Here is a 22,329-nt window from a genome sequence, read left to right as displayed (position 1 = left end):
CCACCGCGAAAGCGGTTTTTTTTCGCCCGGCAAAGCCCCTCTCGCAGGGGCTTTGGCGTTTTCCACCCGGAGAATTCCACTCATGTTTAACCGCCAAACCTACACCGTCCTCATTCCATTCCCCACCGGCAACGGCCACTGGTCTACCGCCGGCGAGGAACTGGAACTGCTGGACGTCGAAGCATCCGCCCTGCGCACCGCTGGCCGCCTGGAACTCACCAGCGTCCTCAACTCCACCCCGAAGAAGGCTGACTGATCATGGCTGAGGTTTTGAACTTCGAACATAACGGCATCACCGTGAATGCCACTGAATCCCCCGAGGCCATGGGTGGCCTGGGCGATAACGTCATCGGCCTGGTGGGCACTGCCCCCAACGCCCATGCGTCGATTCCGAAAAACGCCCCGTTCCGCATCAACAGCTTCACCACCCAGGCGCTGCTGGACCCTACCGGCGCTGAAACCGGCACGCTGTTCCACGCCGTTTACCAGATCCTCAAAGTGGTCAAGGTGCCGGTCTACGTTGTGATCGTCGACGAGGGCACCACCCCGGCCGACACCATCAATAACGTAATCGGCGGTGAAGAGCCGGTCACCGGCCGCAAACTGGGCCTCGCCGCCCTGGCCAGCGTCCCCGAAGACCTGACCATCATCGGCGCCCCGGGCTTCACCGGCACCAAGGCCGTGGCCGGCGAATTCGCCTCCTTCGGCAAGCGCATCAAGGCCCGTGTGGTGCTGGACGGCAAGGACGCAACCGTCGCCGACCAGGTGACCTACAGCGGCGAACTGGGCGGTGCCGATCTCGGTTTCGACCGTTGCCTGCTGGTGCACAACATGCCGTCGGTGTACTCCAAGGCCGCGAAGAAAAACGTGTTCCTGGCGCCGTCGTCCCTGGCCATCGCCGCGCTGGCCAAGGTCAAGCAATGGGAAAGCCCGGGCAACCAGGTGACTTTCGCCGAAGACGTGTCCCGCGTGGTTGAGTACAACATCCTCGACACCTCCACCGAAGGCGACCTGCTCAACCGCTACGGCGTGAGCTACTACGCCCGCACCATCCTCGGCGGTTTCTCGCTGCTGGGTAACCGCTCCATCACCGGCAAGTTCATCAGCTACGTGGGCCTGGAAGATGCGATCAGCCGCAAGCTGGTCAAGGCCGGCCAGAAAGCCATGGCCAAGAACCTCACCAAGTCGTTCATGGACCAGGAGGTCAAGCGCATCAACGACTGGCTGCAAACCCTGGTGGCCGACGAGACCATTCCAGGCGGCAGCGTGTACCTGCACCCTGAACTGAACAGTGTCGAGAAGTACAAGAACGGCACCTGGTTCATCGTCATCGACTACGGCCGCTACGCGCCGAACGAACACATGATTTATCAACTCAACGCCCGCGATGAAATCATCGAGCAGTTCCTGGAGGACGTTCTCTAATGTTTACCAACCGAATCAGACAGGCCATGGCGGCCACCCTTCAAGGCCTGCCGTTGTCGGCGACGGTCACCTCGTTCGCACCGCCGAAGATCGACTTCGACATGGAACAGATGACCGGCGGACGTTTCATCGCCGAAGAAATGGCCAAGAGCGCCAAAGTGCTCAACGCTACATTGGAGCTGCAAGGTGCGGGTCCGGAAATCATGCTTGCCCTGGGGGTGCGCCTGGGCGACGACATTTTGCTGAACGTGCGTGAAGCCGGCCAGGACCAGGACGGCAAGACTTACTTCACCTACCACACCATCGGCGGCAAGCTGAAAACCCTGACCGAGACAACCCTGAAGATGGGCGATAAACCCGCCATCACCCTGGAGTTCTCCTGCCGCACCTACAACCGCCTGGAAAACGGCATCCCGGTGATCGACATCGACGTGCGTACCCAGAAGTTCGTGCTTAACGGCGTCGACATCCTCGGCGATGCCCGCCGCGCGGTACTGATGCCTTAAGGCCCCGGGAGCGGGTTTTCCCGCTCCCATACTTCACCAAGGAATTGATTCATGGCCTGGATGCCTCCGCTGCACATCCTGCTGTCGCCGATCACCGCTGATACCGGCGCGCTGATCGAGCAGATTCAACTCAAGCCGTTGTTCTACGCCGCGCAAAAAGACGCGCTGGCCCGGGCCGGTGATGACGAGGACGATCAGTTCTTCGAACTGGCCAAACTCGCCACCGGCCTGTCGGAAAAAGAACTCGACCAACTCAAGCGTCCGGACTATGTGAGCATCGCCCAGTACGTGCACGACATGTCGACCCGGCCTGCCTCGTACTTCCTCGACGCCGACGAGCAGCCCCGCGAATCGGCGACCAGTGAGCACGTCTCGCTGCTGTTGCCGCTTGACACCGGCGGCCGCCGTCTCACCAGCCTGATCCTGGAAATGCCCGCCCTGCGTGCCACCAAGGCGATGAAAAAACTCGCCACCAACAAAGAGCGCGCCGAGTTCATCACTGCCCACTGCACCGGCCTGATGATCCCGGATCTCGCCGACCTCAGCGTGCCCGACTGGACCGAACTGCAGGGGCGCATCGACGATTTTTTAAACAAACCGGCGGACTTCTTTCGGAGCGCGACATCGAAGTAATTCTCGACATCGTGCCGCTCATTTACTCGGTAAATGAAGCGGAAATCCTGGACTGGGACGCCGGAAAAGCATTGCGCCGCTACGACATCGCGATCACTCGCCTTGGCGTCAAACAGGAGTAGAGCGGATGGCAGACAGTAAATTTGGATTGAGGTCGCTCATCGCCAGGGACGGCGAGGCGATTTACGGCTCGCTTGAAACGGCCGGGGCAGGCGCCAGCATCCAGCCGATTGCGCCGATGCTTGCCGGCCCGTACTTGCTTGATACCGTACCCAAGGCCGTGCCGGGCCAGGAACTGGCGAATGTCGGTGCGCAACTGACGCAACTGGTCACGGGGCAGACCCGGCTCATCGACACGCTGGAGAGGTTCAACGGCTCATTGCTCGATGTGATGGGTGCCCTGAAAACCGGCAAGGGCAATAGCAAGGGCGGCGCCTCATCCGATACCGTCAAACCCTCGCAGGCGCTGGAAACGGCGATGACCGACCTGCATGAAGTGGTGGGGTTTGCCGGGCATGAGCGCACACAACTGCGCGAAGCCAACCTGGCCTTGGCGTCAGACCCGATGGTTGCCGCAAGTGGCGCAGATGCTGTCGACCTGGCAAGGGTGGAGCAGGTGGGGGCCCGGTCCGGCGTAGGCAAGGACCTTGAAACTCGCCAGGCTGATTTGCTGCAGTTCGCCCGCGATAGCGCGCTCATCGCCGCGGCCTTTCAGACCGATATCAAGACGGCCGGCGAGATGATGGGCGGCTGGCGTGGGTCGATGAAGCTGGATCGCCCGCAGGCGCTGGATCTGGCTGACGCCACCAACGTGCTGGGTTCCCACGCTTCGCTCAAGGCCGATGCGGTGGATATTGGTTCGATTGTGCGCCAGAGCACTGCGGCGAGAACGTCGGGCATGAGCCCCGAGCAGGTAGCGGCGTTTTCGGCGGCGTTGCTGACGGTTGGTAACAACCGGGCGTCTGCCGGGCTTGCGGTGGAAAAAGTCGGCGCCGCGCTGGCCAAGGGTGACGGTGCGTCCGAGGGGCAGCGTGCTGCCTGGGCAGAGCTCAACCTTGACCCGAAGGTGCTTGCGGCAGGCATGAAGCAGGATGCACCGCAAACAGTGCTGACGGTCCTCGAGGCGCTCAAGGCGCAGCCCCAGGAAAGGCAGGCGGCACTGGCCACGCAGTTGTTCGACGGCAACCGCTCGATTCTGAGCCTGGTGCCGGTGATCGACACGCTGAAGCAGGCCTTTACGGCGGTGGCCGACAAGTCGACTTACGCGACTTCGGTCCTGGGAGACCAGGGCTCGGTCATGCGTTCGGCGACCGGGCGGGCAGACTCCACACAAGCTCATGAACAAGCCTTCCAGGCCAGTACCACACGCCTGGAGACAGCTTCCGATACGGCGATTGCCCCCCTGAAAAACGGCGCACTGACGGTGCTGACCTCAGTGGTCAATGGCTTGGGCTGGCTGGCTGAATCGCTGCCCAAAGCCACGGCCGCCCTCACATTGGCCGCGGTGGTGATGGTGCCGCTGGCGAAGAAGCTCGGCGGCACTGTCGTGGACAAAGTCTTCGACAAGGTCGCCGGGAAAGTCCTGGGCGAGGGTGACGCGCCCCGCGATGCCGGTGGCAACAAGCCCGACCCGTCCGGCAGCAAAGGGAAGTCACAAGGCAACGACACACGCCAGGGCGAGCGCACGCCAGGCAAAAAATCAGGCCCTGATGCGCCCACGAAAACCAACAGAGCCAGCCGAATCGCGAAGCGCGGTTCGTTGGCGTTGGTGGTGGCAGACGCGGGTGTCAATCTCATCAAGGGCGCGAGCAATGGCACCCTGAAAGAGTCCGTTGGCGCCAGTGTGGGGTCGATAGGCGGTGGCGTCGCGGGTGGTGTGGCCGGCGAGGTTGCAGGGCTGGCCATTGGGCGAGCCGTTGGCACGCTCGCCGGGGCGGCGCTGGGTTCGATTATTCCGGGCGCCGGCACAGTGTTGGGCGGTGTGATCGGCGGCTTTGCCGGCGGTGCAATCGGTAAGGTGGTGGGCGGCGTCGTCGGCACGTTCGTCGGCAGCGACGTCGGGGCGAGCCTGGGCGAGAAAGTCATGAGCAGCGACGACCGTCTCCCGCCACCTGAACAGGTCAGCCAAAGCCTTCCCAACGCTCAAACAGACAACCGGCAAATCAACTTCGCCCCGCAGATCAACATTACCGCACCCGAGCAGACCAGTTACCAGGCGCTGGCGGCGCTCGTCGTGCAACAGATCGAGGCGCAGTTCACGCCGCTGTCGATGGACAACCTGCTGGCGACGCGACGCGACGCGGCACTCACCGATGGAGCGGTTTAATGCGACAACAAATGGTGTTGGGCAGCTTTATTTTCGGGCTGTCGCGCGGGTTTGCCTACGCGACCCTCGACCGTAACAGTAGCGGTGGCTGGGTCGCGCTGGACATCATTGCCGGCAAACCCAAATCCAGCCAGACCGGCCAGGCCCTCGAAACATTGACCTTTGCCGGCAAGGCGGCGCGTGGCATTGGCATGGCCAGGCTCGACGAACTGCGCGACTTGCAGGCCTTGCGTACACCGCTGCCGTTGGTGGACGGGATTGGCCGTAACTGGGGGCTGTGGACGATCAAATCGGTGGACGAGAAACAAGCCAACGTGATCGACGACGGCACCGCCATGCTGATCAATTGGACGTTGATACTGGAGGAATTCGTCAATGCGTAGAGTCCGAAGTATTGCCGGTGACTCCGTCAACCTGCTGCTCTACCGCGAACTGGGTCGCAGCGACGACGCTGCCGAGGAAGCACTGTGGCATCTCAACCCGGACCTCGCGGAACACGGGGCGGTATTGCCGGCCGGCATCGGTGTAATCGTACCGGAGCTGGACGCGCGGCCCGCCGCAAAAAAACCGGTTTCGGTTTGGGATTAAGGAGGAACCATGGCACTTGGATTCACACCGGCGGTGGAAATTTACGGGACCAATGCCGCGCTGCTCAACGAGCGATTACTGGAGTGGGAACACACCGATGCCGCAGGCTTCGTCTCCGACCAGCTCAAGCTGACCCTCGACATCGAAGGGCTTGAGGGATTGCCCAGCCTGGGTGGGAGGATCGGCCTGCGGGTCGGTTACCTGGAGACCGGCCTGGAGGACAAGGGGCTCTTCAAGATTACCCAGCGCACCCCGTACCTGTTCCCCCTGCGCCTGGTGCTGGTGGCCACGGCGGCGCCGTTCGACCAGGACGAATTCAAACAGCGCCGCACAGCCAGCCATGGGCCAACCACCCTGGGCGCACTGTTCCGCCAACTGACCATACGTTATGGATTCTCACCCAGGGTCGCGCCGGATCTGGACGCTGAAAAGATCGCTCACATCGACCAGACCAACGAAAGCGACATGAGCTTTCTGACCCGGCTTGCCAAGCGTTTTGATGCGGTGGCCAAGCCTGTCGACGAGCTGTATGTGCTGGGCCGTAAAGGCCAGATCACCTCGCTGTCGGGCAAGCCGCTGCAAGAAGTGCGGCTGTCGGTCACCCGTGATAACCGTCCGGGCGACCGCGCGTTTATCAGCGCCAGTTTTACCGAGACCAGCCGGGCCAAGTTCGAAGGGGCCAAGGCGTCCTGGTGGGATGCCGCTACCTGCAAGAAACGTGAGGTGGAGGTGGGTGGTGCGCCGTTCAAAGTCCTTGCCCAGCGCTACCAGAGCGAAGACGAAGCCAGGACGGCGGCCGAAGGCGAGATGCGCCGGGTTAGCCGTGAAGGCCTGCAGATCAATGTGATATGCCCCGGCAACCCGGCGTTCCAGGCCGAAGGGCTGCTGGTGCTGGATGAAACCTGGCCCGGCTTCATGCAGGGGCGCTGGTCCATCGACACGCTGACGGCCGTCGGCAAACGCAAGGAAAGCTACCGATGCACGATCAAGGCGAACGGATTGTCGTCACCGCAATGACGTGCTCGATCGATTCCTTCTACCCTATCCCCTCGATAGCCAAACGGCCCGCTGGATGGCCTTGGTTGGACGCTGTTGCTCAGTAAATATCTGGGCGTGTGAGAGTAAAAAACGATGCTGATAACACTCCCTCAACTTATCCAGGTAATGCCTGGAGCCCGCCTTAGAGCGGGCATTTTTTTAGCTCCTTTAAACGAGGCTACTGCACGTCACCAAATCACCACACCCAAACGCATCGCCGCCTTCCTCGCCCAAATCGGCCACGAATCCGGCGAACTGCGCTATGTACGTGAACTGGGCAGCGATCAATACCTGAGCAAATACGACACCGGTACCTTGGCCGCCCGTCTGGGCAACTCCCCTGAAGCCGATGGCGACGGCCAGAAGTATCGCGGCCGCGGCCTGATCCAGATCACCGGCCGGCGCAACTACCTGGCGTGCAGTCAGGCACTGTTCGGCGATGAGCGTTTGTTGCACCAACCGGAGTTGCTGGAGACGCCGCAATGGGCGTGCGAATCTGCCGCGTGGTACTGGCAGAGCAATGGCTTGAACGAGCTGGCTGACCAGGACCAGTTCACCACGATCACCCGGCGCATCAATGGTGGCCTCAACGGTCTGGAGAACCGTATGCAACTGTGGGCGCGGGCGAAGGCGGTGTCATGGGCTTCCTGACGTCATATCGCCTGCTTGGCATTTGCCTGTTGTTCGCAGTTTCGGCGGGTGTTGCCTGGCAGGTACAGGCTTGGCGATATGGCGCACAACTCGAGCACCTGCAGGCTCTGCATGCCGCAGCACTCAGCCAGCAACAACAGGCCGAACAGGACAAACGGCTGGCACTGGAGCAACAACTCAGCGCCAGCGACCAACAACACACTCGGGAGCTTTCCGATGCACAACGCGATCAGGCTCACCTGCGGGATCGCCTGGCCACTGCTGATGTGCGGTTGTCAGTCCTTCTCGACGCCGGCGATTCAGGCAACGGCTGCCCAATGCCAGCCACCGCCACCCCCGGCAGCCTGGTTCATGGCGCCCCGCGAGCCCAACTTGACCCGGCGCATGCTCAACGAATTATCGGCATCACCGACGAAGGCGATAACGCAATGATCGCCTTGCGCGCCTGCCAGGCGTATGTCCGGGCTGTCGCGCGTTAGTCTCTTGTAACTTGCATGGCCCATGGGCTCCTGTAGGGTAGGCGAATGCCCGTCCACTCCAGGAGATGACCGTGAAGGAAATTACTCAACTCGCCGCTGAACTTGGCCGACGCTTGCAGGTTCTCAATGCCCACGTCACGACGGCCGAGTCGTGCACCGGCGGCGGTATCGCCGAGGCAATCACGCGGATTCCCGGGAGTTCGGCCTGGTTCGAGGCGGGCTATGTCACGTATTCCAATCGCCAGAAGACCCGGCAGCTGAATGTGCCGGAGGCCCTGTTCCCCAAGGTCGGTGCCGTCAGTCGCGAAGTGGTGGAGGCGATGGTGCGGGGTGCCCAGGAGAAAAGCCTGGCGCGTTTTGCCGTGGCAGTCAGCGGCGTGGCCGGGCCCGATGGCGGTTCGCCGGACAAGCCGGTGGGCACCGTATGGCTCGCCTGGGGCGTGGGCGATGAGGTTACCGCCGAGCTCGAACACTTCCCCGGCAACCGCGACGAGGTCCGCCGACAAACGGTAAAGGCCGCGCTAGAGGGCTTGTTGCGACGAGCTGCAGCAGAAATAGAAAATCAGGGGTAGGCGATCACGGATCTTTGTGGAACAATACTGTCTACTTATACAGGTGTTGGCCGCCAGGCCTTATTGATTACGTGAGGACTTTAATGGACGACAACAAGAAGAAAGCCTTGGCTGCGGCCCTGGGTCAGATCGAACGTCAATTCGGCAAGGGTGCCGTAATGCGTATGGGCGATCACGACCGTCAGGCGATCCCGGCTATCTCCACTGGCTCTCTGGGTCTGGACATCGCGCTCGGCATTGGCGGCCTGCCAAAAGGCCGTATCGTTGAGATCTACGGTCCTGAATCTTCCGGTAAAACCACCCTGACCCTGTCGGTGATTGCCCAGGCACAAAAAATGGGCGCCACCTGTGCGTTCGTCGATGCCGAGCACGCCCTGGATCCTGAATACGCCGGCAAGCTGGGCGTCAACGTTGATGACCTGCTGGTTTCGCAACCGGACACCGGTGAGCAAGCGCTGGAAATCACCGACATGCTGGTGCGCTCCAACGCCATCGACGTGATCGTGGTCGACTCCGTGGCAGCCCTGGTACCCAAGGCTGAAATCGAAGGCGAAATGGGCGACATGCACGTGGGCCTTCAAGCCCGCTTGATGTCCCAGGCCTTGCGTAAAATCACCGGTAACATCAAGAACGCCAACTGCTTGGTGATCTTCATCAACCAGATCCGGATGAAGATCGGCGTGATGTTCGGCAGCCCGGAAACCACCACCGGTGGTAACGCGCTGAAGTTCTACGCTTCGGTCCGTCTGGACATCCGTCGTACTGGCGCGGTGAAGGAAGGTGACGAGGTTGTCGGTAGCGAAACCCGCGTTAAAGTCGTGAAGAACAAGGTGGCCCCGCCGTTCCGTCAGGCCGAGTTCCAGATTCTCTACGGCAAGGGTATCTACCTGAACGGCGAGATGATCGACCTGGGCGTGCTGCACGGTTTCGTCGAGAAATCCGGTGCCTGGTATGCCTACAACGGCAGCAAGATCGGCCAGGGCAAGGCCAACTCGGCCAAGTTCCTTGCGGATAACCCGGATGTTGCCGCTACGCTCGAGAAGCAGATCCGCGACAAGTTGCTGACCCCGGCACCTGACGTCAAGGCTGCCGCCAACCGCGAGCCGGTTGAAGAAGTAGAAGAAGTCGACACTGACATCTGAAGCAAACGATGAGCGTTGTCCTGGATACACCCGTCGCCGTAAGGCGCACTGCAATGGACCTGCTCGCACGTCGCGAGCATGGTCGAGTCGAGCTGACGCGTAAGCTGCGTCAGCGTGGCGCAGATCCCGAGATGATCGACGCAGCCCTTGACCGTTTGACGGAAGAAGGGCTGTTGTCGGAGTCCCGTTACCTCGAAAGTTTCGTCTCCTACCGAGCCCGATCCGGCTATGGCCCTGCACGAATTCGTGAAGAGCTGAGCCAGCGTGGCCTGCAGCGGGCTGATATCGAACTCGCGTTGCGTGAGTGCGGCATCAGTTGGCAGGCACAACTGGAAGAAACCTGGCGGCGCAAGTTTGCCGGTCATCTGCCCATTGATGCGCGTGAGCGGGCTAAGCAAGGTCGCTTCCTGAGTTATCGCGGGTTTTCGATGGAGATGATCAGTCGCCTGTTGAGCGGTCGGGATATGGATGACTGAAGGCTGCGCCTGGTAAAGGTTGCTCTGATCATTGCGGGGCTTGGTGTGGCGAGGGAGCTTGCTCCCGCTGGGCTGCGCAGCGGCCCTAACCTGCGCATCGTTCTACCTGACACAACCCAAAAGGCCCGCTATGAAAATAGCGGGCCTTTTTTCGTTTCAGTGTCACGTCACGCCGTCTCCGTCACCCGCTGCTGCGGTTTTCCCTGAGCCTGGGCCCAGTTTTCCGGCAAGTTGATGTAATCCACCAATTCCCGCAACCGTCCCTGATCACGCCCGTTGAAGTTGAACACCAGCCGCGTCAGATGGCTGAAGCTTGGCTCGTCATGCTCTTCGCCGGTGTACGCGACTTGTTGGAAGTCGCCACTGAGGCGAAGGCTGGCGAACGCCTCCTGCAGGTGGGCCAGTGCGCGGTCACTCAACGGATGATTCATGCGAATAACAAACTGGCGCTTCAGCCAGCGGGTGGAGTGGAAGTTGGCGTAGAACTGGTTGATTTCGTCCACCGCCTCTTCGGCGCTGTACACCAGGCGGACCAGCTTGAGGTCGGTGGGCAGGATGTAGCGATTGGCCTCAAGCTGGCTGCGGATAAAGTCCAGTGCGCCTTGCCAGAAGCTACCGCCCGGTGCATCCAGCAGTACCACCGGTACCAGCGGGCTTTTGCCGGTCTGGATCAGGGTCAGCACCTCCAGCGCTTCATCCAGGGTACCGAAACCGCCCGGGCACAGGATCAAGGCGTCGGCTTCCTTGACGAAGAACAGCTTGCGGGTAAAGAAGAAGTGGAAGGACAGCAGGTTCTCGGTGCCATCAATGGTCGGGTTGGCGTGCTGTTCAAAGGGCAGGGTGATGTTGAACCCCAGGCTGTGCTCCAGGCCGGCACCCTCGTGGGCCGCCGCCATGATGCCGCCGCCACCGCCGGTGATCACCATCAGGTCCGAACGGGCCAGGACCGCGCCCACTTCCCGGGCCAGTGCGTACAACGGGCTTTCCACCGGCGTGCGCGCCGAGCCGAACACCGTGACTTTGCGCCGCCCCTTGAACTGTTCGAGCACGCGGAAGGCGTGGTCCAGTTCCCGTATCGCCTGCAAGGTGATCTTGGCATTCCAGCGGCTGCGGTCGTCCTGGGCCATGCGCAACACGGTGAAGATCATGTCGCGATAAAGGGGGATATTTGGACTGTTGGGCGCAATCAAGTGGAGTTGCGCGTCGACCTGCTGCGTGAGGTCGGTGCCGTTTTTTTCAAATTGACGGATCAGGAGTTCATTCGGTTCGTAAGGCATTCAACTTCTCCTTCTTCACAGAACCCTGGGTGCCGGCGAGAAATTCGTCGGGACCACGACACTGCATGTGTCGTTGCCTCTGATTAACGAGGTGGGCGAAACCGGTTCTGTATATTCCTTATGATTAAAAACCTTTGCATTGCACGCTCAGGAGGGCAACCCTCTTTTGCCCTGAAAATGTTACAGGACGGTGTGAAAACCCGATGTTCCAGGCGTTCAGGATGAATTGATCATGAGCCTATAAAGTCTTGGCTGGCAACCGCTTATTGATCACTTCTGAGGGAGTTTAGACGCTGCCGCGGGCGGGCAATGGCGGAGAGTGCAGAGGGGGATATTGCGCGCCGCTGGTCAGCGGCGCGCGACAGGAGATGTCGCTTACTTTTTCTTCTTCGCGGCAGCCGGAGCCGGGCAATCTGCTTCCTGGAACTTCACCGAAGCTACCGGGCGGTTGGTTTTGTTCTCGGTGATTTCATAGCGCATGATCGCGCCCTTGGCCATCAGCTCGCGGTAACCCTTGTTCAGGCACACACTTTGGCCGAGCTGGAAGTACACAGCCTTGGGGTTGGCGCGCATTTGCTCGGCGCGGTCGGGCAGTACGCTCAAATGGTCAATCAGCTGCAAGCCTTCAACGGTGTAGGCAACTTCCAGGGTCTTTTCGTCAATTTCCCGTGGCAGTTCTTTGTTGGTTTCCTCCGCGACGCTTTGCAGCTTCCTGTTCAGTTGAGCCTCCAGCAACGAGGCCGCTTGGGCACCCAGAGGCAACACCAGCGCGAGGGCGACGGACGGAACTACAAGGCGTGGCATAAGACGCAGCATGAAACTCTCCTGATTCGGTTACTGGTGCATAGACCAGCCACTGCGCTGTGCGTTCAGTGGCGCGGGATTATAGGTGACCGCTTGCCCCTAGGGCCAGCCTATTGCCGGGAAGTGCAGGTGGCCGGGGGCGGCTCTGGTAAACTGCGGTAACTTTTGCCTTCCGAGTTCTATCCGTGTCGATTTCCACTTCCCTGCGGCGCACCCGATGAGCCATGCCGTCTCCCGTTTGCGCACGCAGCGCCTGGCCCGTGCCGTAAAACCGTTTGTAGCGCGAGGCTCGCGGGCCGAACGCTGCCCCGGCTGCCGGGTGATTCCCGAGTACTGCCTGTGCGCCTGGCGGCCCAAGGTCCAGGCCAGATCCGGCATGTGCCTGCTGATGCACGACGTAGAGCCGATGAAACCCAGCAACACCGGCTGGCTGATTGCCGATGTGATCAACGACACGACCGCGTTCCCCTGGTCGCGCACTGAGGTTGAGCCGGAGTTGCTGACCTTGCTGGCCGACCCGCAATGGCAGCCATACATCGTCTTTCCCGGCGAATTCGTGGCCCCGGAGCGGGTGGTCCATCAGGTCAAGCTGGAGGAGGGCAAGCGCCCGCTGTTCATTTTGCTGGACGGCACCTGGAGCGAGGCGCGCAAGATGTTCCGCAAGAGCCCGTACCTGGAGCACTTGCCGGTGCTGAGCCTGGCGCCCGAGCAACTGTCGCGCTACAAGCTGCGTCGCTCCAAGCGTGATGACCACTTCTGCACCGCCGAAGTCGCCGCGCTGTGCCTGGAGCTGGCTGAAGATGCCGCAGCCAGTGAAGTCCTGGATGCCTATCTGGACGTATTCAGCACTCACTACCTGGCCGCCAAGTTTCAACTGGCGCTGGACCCGGCCGATGTCGTCCATACTCGCCTTGCACCTTATCTATAGGTGTCATGGCCAGCCGACCTTTGCATGATGGCCGCGCAAACGCGCAGCCCGCTAAAATAGCCACGGGCGTAGCGCTTGACCACCCAGGCTACGCTGGGCATGCTTGGCGCCGATTGGGGCGCTGTCACAGATTGGATACGTCGCTTTTTGACGTTGAGCGCGCCCTTTGGTGACTGCTGGCCTGGCAGCCACCTTGCGCGTTGGCGAGCACTGAACCCATCAGTGCCGCCCTAAAAAACAGGATCATTTAATAAATGGCCACATACGAAATCCTGATTGCCGATGACCACCCGCTGTTTCGCAGTGCGCTGCACCAGGCGGTCACGTTGGGCCTGGGGCCGGATGTACGCCTCGTCGAAGTCGCCAGCATTGCCGAGCTCGAAACCCGCCTTACCGAAAAGTCCGACTGGGACCTGGTCCTGCTGGACCTGAACATGCCGGGTGCCTACGGTTTTTCCGGGCTGGTGCTGCTGCGTGGGCAATACCCGCAGATACCGGTGGTGATGGTATCGGCCCAGGAAGAGGCGTCGGTGGTGGTGCGCTCCAAGGAGTTCGGTGCCAGTGGTTTCATTCCCAAGTCCAGCTCCATGGAAGACATCCAGAAAGCCGTGCGCACGGTGCTGGATGGCGATGTCTCCTGGCCGCCGCAGGCCTTTGAAGAGATCAACGTCTCCGACGAAGCCAAGGCCGCACGTGATGGCCTGGCCAGCCTCACGCCCCAGCAGTTCCGCGTATTGACCATGGTCTGCGAAGGTCTATTGAACAAACAGATTGCCTACGAGCTGAGCGTGTCGGAAGCGACCATCAAGGCTCACGTCACGGCGATCTTCCGCAAGCTCGGCGTACGTACGCGAACCCAGGCGGCGCTGCTCTTGCAACAACTTGAGTCAATTTCGCAGCATTAAGACGCTGTTCATTCACGTTTTTTTGACTTTGCTTACTCTAGTTTCCCCACACCTTTTTGCTCAGTTGCCTACTCTATGTCGCCTTTCAAGGGTCAAACCGGTATCAAACGTATCTTCAACGCAGGCGGATATTCCCTGGATGGCCTGCGTGCGGCTTTCACCGGCGAGGCGGCGTTTCGTCAGCTGGTGTTGCTCAATGTCATCCTGATCCCGCTGAGTTTCTTCCTTAACGTCAGCCGGGTAGAGCGGGCGCTGCTGATCGCCGTGTGCCTGCTGGCATTGATCGTCGAGTTGCTCAACTCCGCCGTCGAAGCGGCGATCGACCGGATTTCCCTGGACCTGCACCCCTTGTCGAAAAACGCCAAGGACATGGGCAGCGCCGCGCAGTTCGTAGCGCTGACCATGATTACCCTGGTGTGGGCCGTGATCCTGATCTAGGCAATGGTCGGCAGTACAATCTCGTCGCTGCGCTGCACCCCGGCGGTGAACGACCGGCACAGCTCGAGGAATTCGCGCATCGCCGAGGTCTGGTACTTCTGCTTGTGCCAGATGAAGTAGAACTGCCGGGCCAGGTCCAGGTCCGGGGTTTCCACCGGTACCAGGCTGCCACGCCGGAAGGCGTCGCGCAGCGCCAGCCGGGAAATGCAGCCAATCCCCAAGCCTGATTCCACCGCGCGTTTGATTGCCTCGGTGTGTTCCAGCTCCAGGCGGATATTCAGCGCGCTGCGGTGATGCCGCATGGCCTGGTCAAAGGTCAGGCGTGTTCCAGAGCCTTGTTCCCGCAGGATCCAGGCTTCATGGGTCAGCTCTTCCATGGTCGCCTGGCCGCGCTTGGCCAAGTGATGCTGGGGGGCGCAGAACACCACCAGTTCATCTTCCACCCAGGTTTGCACCTCGATGTCCGGGTGGCTGCAGTCGCCTTCGATTAGACCCAGATCAATTTCGTAGTGCGCCACCTGATGCACGATATGCGCAGTGTTCTGCACATGCAGCTTCACCTGGCTCTCGGGATGCTGCTGCATGAAGCTGCCGATCAGCAGCGTGGCCAGGTAGTTGCCGATGGTCAGCGTGGCCCCGACCGCCAGGGAGCCGAAGCCCGACTTGCCGTTGAGCAGGTCCTCGATCTCCTTGGCCTGGTCCAGCAGTGCCACCGCCTGGGGCAATAGCTGGTGACCGAGGGCGTTGAGGCTCAGGCGTTTGCCCGCGCGGTCGAACAATTGGCAGCTGGATTGACGCTCCAACTCGGTAATCGACGTGCTGGCGGCGGATTGAGATAAGGCCAGAAGGCCAGCAGCGCGCGAGACGCTTTCCTGCTGGGCGACGGCGACGAAGACTTGCAGTTGACGTAGAGTAAATCGCATATCGATATAACCGATAACCCTTATCTTAATAATCCAGTTAACAGATATTGTCGCCGCCATTAGAATGCTGTGCAATTGCGCATCCATCATTTGGCGCAGACCCATTTCCAGGAGTCCCCCGTACATGAGCAACATGAACCACGAGCGTGTCCTCAGTGTTCATCACTGGAACGACACTCTGTTCAGCTTCAAGTGCACCCGCGATCCGGGCCTGCGCTTCGAGAACGGTCAGTTCGTGATGATCGGCCTGCAACAGCCCAACGGCCGCCCGCTCATGCGCGCTTACTCGATTGCCAGCCCGAACTGGGAAGAGCATCTGGAGTTCTTCAGCATCAAGGTGCCTGATGGCCCGCTGACTTCCCAATTGCAGCACTTGAAGGAAGGCGACGAGATCATCATCAGCAAAAAACCGACGGGCACCCTGGTGCTTGACGATTTGAAGCCGGGCAAACACCTGTACCTGCTCAGCACCGGCACTGGCCTGGCGCCGTTCATGAGCGTGATCCAGGACCCGGAAACCTACGAGCGTTTCGAAAAAGTGATCCTGTGCCACGGCGTGCGTTACGTCAACGAAGTCGCCTACCGCGAATTCATCACCGAGCACCTGCCGCAGAACGAGTTCTTCGGCGAGGCCCTGCGTGACAAGTTGATCTACTACCCGACCGTGACCCGTGAGCCGTTCGAAAACGAAGGCCGCCTGACCGACCTGATGCGCAGCGGCAAGCTGTTCAGCGATATCGGGCTGCCGCCGATCAACCCTGAAGACGACCGCGCCATGCTGTGCGGCAGCCCAAGCATGCTGGATGAAACCAGCGAAGTGCTCAACAGCTTCGGTTTGAAGGTTTCCCCGCGTATGCGTGAGCCGGGCGACTACCTGATCGAGCGTGCGTTCGTCGAGAAATAAGCGCGACGCAAAAAAATGTGGGAGCGGGCTTGCTCGCGAAAGCGGTGTAACAGTCACCAGATGTATTGACTGATCCACCGCTTTCGCGAGCAAGCCCGCTCCCACATTTGTTTCCGGTTTACCCGGCCGACACGACTTCCAGCACACAAATCATCCCGGCTTCGGGATAGTGCCAGCGCACATCAACATCCCAGAACTGCGCCCCGTATTCCCGCTCCGGCCCCGGCGTCTGGTACGCCGGCCGTGGATCCTGCGCCAGGCACTGCTCGATCAACGCCACCAATGGCTCGCCAAGGCGCTGAGCGTGGCCTTCTGCCTGTTGCAGCGCAGTCTTCAGCCACTGCACGGGAATCAGCTGTGGCGCAGCGCTGGCGATGCTGTTGGTCGCAGTGTCAACTATGTCTGCGTACGGCACGTACGGCTTGATGTCGAGAATCGGTGTGCCATCCAGCAGGTCGATCCCGGATATCCACAGGCGCCCATCTTCCACCTTGTCCAGCTTGACCACTGACTGGCCGATGCCGTTGGGCCGGTGCGTCGCGCGGGTGGCGAACACGCCCATGGACGTGTTGCCACCCAGGCGAGGCGGGCGCACTTTCAGGCGGGGCTTGTCTTCCAGCGCCTGGTGGAACAGGAACAGCAGCCACACATGGCTGACCTGTTCCAAACCCTGCACCGCCTCACCCTGGTCGAATGGCGCCACCAACTCCAGCACGCCCCGGGCGGCAGGCGCCAGTTGTGGCTGGCGCGGGATGGCGAACTTCTCCTTGAAGCAGGAGCGGACAAAGCCGATGGGCGAGACGCTGTAGTTCACGGGTTTAGGCGCGAACGCGCAGGGTCAGGCCCTTGAGGAAGTTGCGCAACAGCTGGTCACCACAGGTGCGGTAGTTGGTGTGGCCGAACTTGCGGAACAGTGCGCTCAGCTCAGGCTTGGACACCGGGAACTCGGAGGCCTTGAGGATTGCGTGCATGTCGTCTTCCTTCAGTTCGAAGGCCACGCGCAGTTTCTTCAGGACGATGTTGTTGGTCACCGGCAGTTCGATCGGCTGCGGTGGACGGCTCTCGTCCTTGCCGCGCTTGAAGATCACCAGGCCATCGAGGAAATGCGCCATGACTTCGTCCGGGCAGAACACGAAGCCTTCTTCCTCGTCTTTCTTGAGGTAGGTCAGCAGGTCGTCCTTGGTGACTTCCATGCCGCCGAGCTTGATGATCTCGACCATCTTGTTGTCGCTGATGTCGAGCATGTAGCGCACGCTGCGCAGTACGTCGTTGTGAATCATGGTGGGCAATCCTGGTCATTCAACTGTGGACACCGCCCAGGCAGGCGGTATCGAGAGATTCGGCGGCGAAAAAAGTCTTAGAACTTTTCTTTGCCGGACAGATAGCGCCATTGGCCTACCGGCACTTTGCCGATGGAGACTCCGCCAATGCGGATGCGTCGAATGGCGACGACTTTCAGGCCGACGGCTTCGCAGAACAAGGCAATCACACCCGGTTGCGGGTTTTTCAGCGCAAAGCGCAGGCGGTTCTCGTTCTGCCAGCTGGCTTTCACCGCCGGCAATTCCTTACCTTTGTAGGTCAGGCCATGGTTGAGGCGGTTCAGGCCGTGGGCGACCATGTCGCCGGACACCTCCACCACGTATTCCTGTTCGATCTTGTTCGCGTCAGCGGTCAGCTTGCGCAAAATCTTCCAGTCCTGGGTGAACACCAGCAGGCCGCTGGCCTTGGCTTGCAGGTCACTGCTGGCGGTCAGGCGCAGGAAGTGGCCCTTGAGCGGGCGCTTGCTGAAGCGGTGTTCTTCCGACAGGGTCTCGGCGTTGATCGACGCCATGGCTGTCTCGGCATCCACGCCGGCGGGGGCGTGGAACAGGATGGTCACCGGCTCCGGCGCTGTGGCCTTGGCCTCAGGGTCAAGCTCGACCTTCTGGGTGGTGACCTTGAACTGCGGCTCGTCGATCACTTCGCCGTCCACCGTGACCCAGCCGCCTTCGATGAACAGCTCAGCCTCCCGACGGGAGCAACCGACCAGTTCGATGAGGCGTTTGGAGAGGCGTAGGGGTTCAGTCATGACAAGGGCCGAAACAAAAGGGGGCGGCTATTGTACCTGTGTGGCGCCGGTTAATCCCGGCTCCATTTCATTTAGCCGCGACGTGCCTGTGGCTGGGCCTGGCGCAAACGCATGTGCAGCAACGGATAAGGCTGGCCCATGCCGTCATGGTCCGTGCGTCCGATCACCTCAAAGCCCTGCTTGAAGTAAAAGCCCAGGGCCTGCGGGTTCTGTTCGTTGACGTCCAGTTGATCGGCATTCATCGACTCGATGGCATAGCGCAGCAATTGCCGGCCCAGGCCCTGGCCACGGTGCTCGGGGTCGATAAACAGCATCTCGACCTTGCCCGCGGCCACCCCGGCAAACCCGGTGATGCGCTGGCGCGAGTCCTTGGTGCAGATCAGCATCACCGCGTCGAGGTAGCGGGTCAGCACCAGGTTTTTCAGCAACTCGATGTAACTGTCCGGCAGGAAGTCATGGGTGGCCCGCACCGAAGCCTCCCAGATGCGGGTCAGTTCCTGATAGTCGCTGGATTTGGGTGTATGGATAACCGAATGCTGACGCATGCCCGCTGCCCCTTGCCGATGATTGGCGCCGATGGGCAAAACGATAGACCTAAAAAAGCCCCGCATCTTGTCCAGAGGCAGGGCTTTTTCAATTCTTTACACCTTATGCGCGTTTTTCAGCCCACAGGTCGTACTCGTCGGCGTCGGTCACGGTGCACCAGACCTTGTCGCCCGGCTTCAGGCCGCTGGCATCGTCGATGAACACGTTACCGTCGATTTCCGGCGCATCGAAGAAGCAGCGGCCTACAGCGCCTTGCTCGTCGACTTCGTCGATCAGTACTTCGATCTCACGGCCGATGCGCAGTTGCAGGCGCGCCGAGCTGATGGCCTGCTGGTGCGCCATGAAGCGCTCCCAACGGTCCTGCTTGACGTCGTCCGGCACGATGGCAGCGTCCAGCAGGTTGGCCGGAGCACCTTCCACCGGCGAGTACTGGAAGCAGCCGACGCGGTCCAGCTGGGCCTCGGTCAGCCAGTCCAGCAGGTACTGGAAGTCTTCTTCGGTTTCGCCGGGGAAGCCGACGATGAAGGTGGAGCGGATGATCAGGTCCGGGCAGATCTCGCGCCAGTTCTTGATGCGCGCCAGGGTCTTGTCTTCGAAGGCCGGGCGTTTCATGGCCTTGAGGATTTTCGGGCTGGCGTGCTGGAACGGGATGTCCAGGTACGGCAGGATCTTGCCGGCGGCCATCAGCGGGATCAACTCGTCAACGTGCGGGTACGGGTAAACGTAGTGCAGGCGCACCCATACGCCGAGGCTGCTCAGGGCTTCGCAGAGTTCGGTCATGCGGGTTTTCACCGGCGCGCCGTTCCAGAAGCCAGTGCGGTATTTGACGTCGACGCCGTAGGCGCTGGTGTCCTGGGAGATCACCAGCAGCTCTTTCACGCCGGATTTCACCAGGCGCTGGGCCTCGTCCAGTACGTCGCCCACCGGGCGGCTCACCAGCTTGCCGCGCATCGACGGGATGATGCAGAAGCTGCAGCTGTGGTTGCAGCCTTCGGAAATCTTCAGGTAGGCGTAGTGGCGCGGCGTCAGCTTGATGCCTTGCGGCGGCACCAGGTCGATCAACGGGTTGTGGTCCTGGCGCGGCGGCACTACGTCGTGCACGGCGTTGACCACTTGCTCGTACTGCTGCGGGCCAGTCACGGCCAGCACGCTCGGGTGCACGTTGCGGATGGCGCCTTCTTCCACACCCATGCAGCCGGTGACGATCACCTTGCCGTTTTCCTTGATGGCTTCGCCGATCACTTCCAGGGACTCGGCCTTGGCCGAGTCAATGAAGCCGCAAGTGTTGACCACCACCACGTCCGCGTCCTGGTAGGTGGACACGACGTCATAGCCTTCCATGCGCAGTTGCGTAAGGATGCGTTCGGAGTCGACCAGAGCCTTTGGGCAACCCAGGGATACAAAGCCGACCTTGGGGTTGGCTTTTGCGATGGTGGTGGACATGTCTAACCTCGGTATTGAATGACGCCGCCCGTCGTGCACGAAAGGTGGCGGATGGGCACTTGGTGTGCCTCTGATCAAAAAGTGCGCAATTCTAGCGACGGGAATCGCTCTTGACCAGCTTTATGCAGGGAAATACGACGAGTGCTGCGCTATGCTTCGCGCCGTTGCACCTGAGTGAATTTCCTCGGTCAATAAATCGTCTGTAACGAGAAGTAAAACAGCGCATGCTGTGGACAGCATAGGCGCCCGCAGCAGGCGCGCTGTTTATAAAAGACCGCAGGTCAAAGGGCAGGAGTGGTTGATGGGTCAGGCAAGTAGTCAGGCAGCAGGTGCCGAGCAGTCCAACGCAAAGCCGATCGGCATGCTGGTGGCGGCAGTGGGGGTGGTTTACGGCGATATCGGCACCAGCCCGCTCTACACCCTTAAAGAGGTGTTTGCTGGCGGTTATGGGGTTCAGGTCAATCACGACGGGGTCTTCGGGATCCTGGCGCTGATTTTCTGGTCGCTGGTCTGGGTCGTTTCGATCAAGTACGTGCTGTTTATCCTGCGCGCGGATAACCAGGGCGAGGGCGGCATCATGGCCCTGACGGCTTTGGCCCGGCGGGCGGCGGCACCTTACCCCAAGTTGCGTTCGGTGCTGGTGATTCTCGGCCTGATCGGTGCGGCGCTGTTTTACGGCGACAGCATGATCACCCCGGCGATCTCGGTATTGTCGGCGGTCGAAGGCCTGGAACTGGCGTTTGATGGCCTTGAGCGCTGGGTGGTGCCGCTTTCGCTGGTGGTGCTGGTGGGGCTGTTCCTGATCCAGAAACATGGCACGGACCGCATCGGCAAGCTGTTCGGCCCGGTGATGGTGCTGTGGTTCCTGGTGTTGGCCGGCCTGGGCATCCATGGAATCATCCAGCACCCAGAGGTGCTCAACGCCCTCAACCCTGTGTGGGGCGTGCGCTTCTTCATCGTTCACCCTGGCATGGGCGTGGCGATTCTCGGTGCGGTGGTACTGGCATTGACCGGCGCCGAAGCGCTGTACGCCGACATGGGCCACTTCGGACGCAAGCCGATTGCCCGTGCCTGGTTCGCCCTGGTGCTGCCGGCGTTGGTGCTCAACTACTTTGGCCAGGGCGCGCTGCTGCTGGAAAATCCAGAGGCAGCCCGCAACCCGTTCTACCTGCTGGCACCGGAGTGGGCTCTGGTCCCGCTGGTGGCGTTGTCCACTTTGGCCACCGTGATTGCTTCCCAGGCGGTGATCTCCGGGGCGTTCTCCCTGACCCGTCAGGCGATCCAGCTCGGTTACATCCCGCGCATGCATATCCAGCACACTTCCAGCGCCGAGCAAGGCCAGATCTACATCGGCGCGGTGAACTGGTCACTGATGGTGGGCGTGATCCTGCTGGTGCTGGGCTTCGAGTCCTCCAACGCCCTGGCTTCGGCCTACGGTGTGGCGGTGACGGGCACCATGTTGATCACCAGCATTCTGGTGTCGGCGGTGATGCTGTTGCTGTGGAAATGGCCGCCGGTACTGGCTATCCCGGTGTTGATCGGTTTCCTATTGGTGGATGGGCTGTTCTTTGCCGCCAACGTGCCGAAGATCGTGCAGGGTGGTGCGTTTCCGGTATTGGCGGGGATTGTGTTGTTTATCCTCATGACCACCTGGAAGCGCGGCAAGGAGCTGCTGGTGGACCGGCTGGACGAAGGTGGGCTGCCGCTGCCGATCTTTATCAGCAGTATCCGTGTGCAGCCGCCTCATCGCGTGCAAGGCACGGCGGTGTTCCTGACCGCACGCCCGGATGCCGTGCCCCACGCCTTGCTGCATAACTTGCTGCATAACCAGGTGCTGCATGAGCAGGTGGTGCTGCTGACGGTGGTCTACGAAGACATCCCGCGTGTACCGGCCCAGCGTCGTTTCGAGGTCGATTCCTATGGCGAGGGCTTCTTCCGGGTGATCCTGCACTTTGGTTTCGTCGATGAACCGGACGTGCCCGAAGCGCTGAAGCTGTGCCATCTGGATGACCTGGATTTCAGCCCGATGCGCACCACCTACTTCCTCAGCCGCGAAACCGTGATCGCGTCCCGCATCAAGGGCATGGCGCGTTGGCGCGAAGGGTTGTTCGCGTTCATGCTGAAGAACGCCAACGGCAACCTGCGCTTCTTCAAGTTGCCGGTTAACCGGGTGATCGAGCTCGGCACTCAAGTAGAAATGTAAGCCCAACAAAAAGCCCCCGGTGCCTTGCGGCAGCGGGGGCTTTTTTGTGGGCGC

26 protein-coding genes are annotated in these 22,329 nt (G+C 60.9%); 18 read left to right on the top strand and 8 right to left on the bottom strand.

Features of this window, described 5'->3' with window-relative positions; all coding sequences use genetic code 11:
- Positions 1 to 82 precede the first annotated feature (82 nt).
- The 13 genes from JV201_RS23525 to recX all read left to right on the top strand — a co-directional run bounded on the left by JV201_RS23525 (position 83) and on the right by recX (position 9,836).
- A complete protein-coding gene (locus JV201_RS23525) occupies positions 83 to 256 on the top strand; it encodes a hypothetical protein (protein WP_003208665.1) in 174 nt (57 codons plus the stop codon).
- A gap of 2 nt (positions 257 to 258) precedes the next feature.
- A complete protein-coding gene (locus JV201_RS23520) occupies positions 259 to 1,425 on the top strand; it encodes a tail protein (protein ID WP_003208663.1) in 1,167 nt (388 codons plus the stop codon).
- A complete protein-coding gene (locus JV201_RS23515) occupies positions 1,425 to 1,931 on the top strand; it encodes a phage major tail tube protein (RefSeq protein ID WP_003208662.1) in 507 nt (168 codons plus the stop codon). The genes JV201_RS23520 and JV201_RS23515 overlap by 1 nt, the downstream gene beginning before the upstream one ends.
- Before the next feature lie 51 nt (positions 1,932 to 1,982).
- The gene (locus JV201_RS23510; RefSeq protein WP_003208660.1) at positions 1,983 to 2,564 is read left to right on the top strand and encodes a phage tail assembly protein; all 582 of its coding nucleotides are present in this window, start codon (positions 1,983 to 1,985) and stop codon (positions 2,562 to 2,564) included.
- Positions 2,565 to 2,691: 127 nt separating this feature from the next.
- Positions 2,692 to 4,890: a phage tail tape measure protein gene (locus JV201_RS23505; protein WP_219406101.1), complete on the top strand. Its 2,199-nt coding sequence runs from the start codon at positions 2,692 to 2,694 to the stop codon at positions 4,888 to 4,890.
- On the top strand, positions 4,890 to 5,273 hold the full coding sequence (locus JV201_RS23500; protein ID WP_003208656.1) for a phage tail protein: 384 nt from the start codon (positions 4,890 to 4,892) through the stop codon (positions 5,271 to 5,273). Before JV201_RS23505 ends, JV201_RS23500 begins: the two co-directional genes overlap by 1 nt.
- Positions 5,266 to 5,478: a tail protein X gene (locus JV201_RS23495; protein WP_003208655.1), complete on the top strand. Its 213-nt coding sequence runs from the start codon at positions 5,266 to 5,268 to the stop codon at positions 5,476 to 5,478. Before JV201_RS23500 ends, JV201_RS23495 begins: the two co-directional genes overlap by 8 nt.
- 9 nt (positions 5,479 to 5,487) lie before the next feature.
- Complete coding sequence (locus JV201_RS23490) at positions 5,488 to 6,495, top strand: phage late control D family protein (protein WP_177041838.1); 1,008 nt, start codon at positions 5,488 to 5,490, stop codon at positions 6,493 to 6,495.
- Positions 6,496 to 6,609: 114 nt separating this feature from the next.
- The gene (locus tag JV201_RS23485; protein WP_219406100.1) at positions 6,610 to 7,167 is read left to right on the top strand and encodes a glycoside hydrolase family 19 protein; all 558 of its coding nucleotides are present in this window, start codon (positions 6,610 to 6,612) and stop codon (positions 7,165 to 7,167) included.
- Positions 7,155 to 7,646 (top strand): lysis system i-spanin subunit Rz, encoded by a 492-nt coding sequence (locus JV201_RS23480; RefSeq protein ID WP_219406099.1) that lies wholly within the window; start codon positions 7,155 to 7,157, stop codon positions 7,644 to 7,646. Before JV201_RS23485 ends, JV201_RS23480 begins: the two co-directional genes overlap by 13 nt.
- Positions 7,647 to 7,717: 71 nt before the next feature.
- Positions 7,718 to 8,218: a CinA family protein gene (locus tag JV201_RS23475; RefSeq protein ID WP_003208648.1), complete on the top strand. Its 501-nt coding sequence runs from the start codon at positions 7,718 to 7,720 to the stop codon at positions 8,216 to 8,218.
- 83 nt (positions 8,219 to 8,301) lie between these two features.
- A complete protein-coding gene (gene recA / locus JV201_RS23470) occupies positions 8,302 to 9,360 on the top strand; it encodes a recombinase RecA (protein ID WP_003208645.1) in 1,059 nt (352 codons plus the stop codon).
- Between the two features lie 8 nt (positions 9,361 to 9,368).
- Positions 9,369 to 9,836 carry a recombination regulator RecX gene (recX, locus tag JV201_RS23465; protein WP_003208644.1) on the top strand — a complete coding sequence of 156 codons (468 nt, stop codon included), beginning with the start codon at positions 9,369 to 9,371 and terminating at the stop codon, positions 9,834 to 9,836.
- Positions 9,837 to 10,003: 167 nt separating this feature from the next.
- Here recX and JV201_RS23460 read toward each other — a convergent pair whose 3' ends face one another.
- Positions 10,004 to 11,113: a TIGR00730 family Rossman fold protein gene (locus tag JV201_RS23460; protein WP_219406098.1), complete on the bottom strand. Its 1,110-nt coding sequence runs from the start codon at positions 11,111 to 11,113 to the stop codon at positions 10,004 to 10,006.
- 375 nt (positions 11,114 to 11,488) lie between these two features.
- The gene (locus tag JV201_RS23455; RefSeq protein ID WP_003208640.1) at positions 11,489 to 11,929 is read right to left on the bottom strand and encodes a PA3611 family quorum-sensing-regulated virulence factor; all 441 of its coding nucleotides are present in this window, start codon (positions 11,927 to 11,929) and stop codon (positions 11,489 to 11,491) included.
- A gap of 205 nt (positions 11,930 to 12,134) precedes the next feature.
- Between JV201_RS23455 and JV201_RS23450 the strand changes: the two genes are divergently transcribed.
- From JV201_RS23450 to JV201_RS23440, 3 genes are all read left to right on the top strand, one after another.
- Complete coding sequence (locus JV201_RS23450) at positions 12,135 to 12,845, top strand: tRNA-uridine aminocarboxypropyltransferase (protein ID WP_177019277.1); 711 nt, start codon at positions 12,135 to 12,137, stop codon at positions 12,843 to 12,845.
- Between the two features lie 254 nt (positions 12,846 to 13,099).
- The gene (gene erdR / locus JV201_RS23445; protein ID WP_003208636.1) at positions 13,100 to 13,750 is read left to right on the top strand and encodes a response regulator transcription factor ErdR; all 651 of its coding nucleotides are present in this window, start codon (positions 13,100 to 13,102) and stop codon (positions 13,748 to 13,750) included.
- Positions 13,751 to 13,825: 75 nt separating this feature from the next.
- Positions 13,826 to 14,188, top strand: coding sequence for a diacylglycerol kinase (locus JV201_RS23440; RefSeq protein ID WP_003208635.1), 363 nt, complete (start codon positions 13,826 to 13,828; stop codon positions 14,186 to 14,188).
- Here the strand turns inward: JV201_RS23440 and JV201_RS23435 are convergent.
- Complete coding sequence (locus tag JV201_RS23435) at positions 14,185 to 15,111, bottom strand: LysR family transcriptional regulator (RefSeq protein WP_003208633.1); 927 nt, start codon at positions 15,109 to 15,111, stop codon at positions 14,185 to 14,187. The two genes, JV201_RS23440 and JV201_RS23435, sit on opposite strands and share 4 nt — an antisense overlap.
- Positions 15,112 to 15,235: 124 nt before the next feature.
- On the opposite strand from JV201_RS23435, the gene fpr reads away from it, so the two are divergent.
- Positions 15,236 to 16,015: a ferredoxin-NADP reductase gene (gene fpr / locus JV201_RS23430; protein WP_003189055.1), complete on the top strand. Its 780-nt coding sequence runs from the start codon at positions 15,236 to 15,238 to the stop codon at positions 16,013 to 16,015.
- A gap of 118 nt (positions 16,016 to 16,133) precedes the next feature.
- Here the strand turns inward: fpr and tsaA are convergent, their stop codons facing one another.
- The 5 genes from tsaA to rimO form a co-directional block, all read right to left on the bottom strand.
- Entirely contained in the window at positions 16,134 to 16,829 is a 696-nt protein-coding gene (gene tsaA, locus JV201_RS23425; RefSeq protein WP_003208631.1) for a tRNA (N6-threonylcarbamoyladenosine(37)-N6)-methyltransferase TrmO, read from the bottom strand.
- 4 nt (positions 16,830 to 16,833) lie between these two features.
- Complete coding sequence (locus JV201_RS23420; RefSeq protein ID WP_003208629.1) at positions 16,834 to 17,295, bottom strand: DUF1456 family protein; 462 nt, start codon at positions 17,293 to 17,295, stop codon at positions 16,834 to 16,836.
- A gap of 77 nt (positions 17,296 to 17,372) precedes the next feature.
- Entirely contained in the window at positions 17,373 to 18,083 is a 711-nt protein-coding gene (locus JV201_RS23415) for an rRNA pseudouridine synthase (RefSeq protein WP_003208627.1), read from the bottom strand.
- A 71-nt stretch (positions 18,084 to 18,154) separates the two neighbouring features.
- Positions 18,155 to 18,628 carry a GNAT family N-acetyltransferase gene (locus tag JV201_RS23410; RefSeq protein ID WP_003208626.1) on the bottom strand — a complete coding sequence of 158 codons (474 nt, stop codon included), beginning with the start codon at positions 18,626 to 18,628 and terminating at the stop codon, positions 18,155 to 18,157.
- A gap of 103 nt (positions 18,629 to 18,731) precedes the next feature.
- Complete coding sequence (gene rimO / locus JV201_RS23405; protein ID WP_003208624.1) at positions 18,732 to 20,072, bottom strand: 30S ribosomal protein S12 methylthiotransferase RimO; 1,341 nt, start codon at positions 20,070 to 20,072, stop codon at positions 18,732 to 18,734.
- Positions 20,073 to 20,373: 301 nt separating this feature from the next.
- On the opposite strand from rimO, the gene JV201_RS23400 reads away from it, so the two are divergent.
- Positions 20,374 to 22,275 (top strand): potassium transporter Kup, encoded by a 1,902-nt coding sequence (locus JV201_RS23400; protein ID WP_003208622.1) that lies wholly within the window; start codon positions 20,374 to 20,376, stop codon positions 22,273 to 22,275.
- The last annotated feature ends 54 nt before the right edge of the window (positions 22,276 to 22,329 follow it).

Source organism: Pseudomonas sp. Colony2 (genome assembly GCF_019382755.1).
Taxonomy (GTDB): Bacteria; Pseudomonadota; Gammaproteobacteria; order Pseudomonadales; family Pseudomonadaceae; genus Aquipseudomonas.
This window is presented reverse-complemented; position numbering and strand designations above follow the sequence as displayed.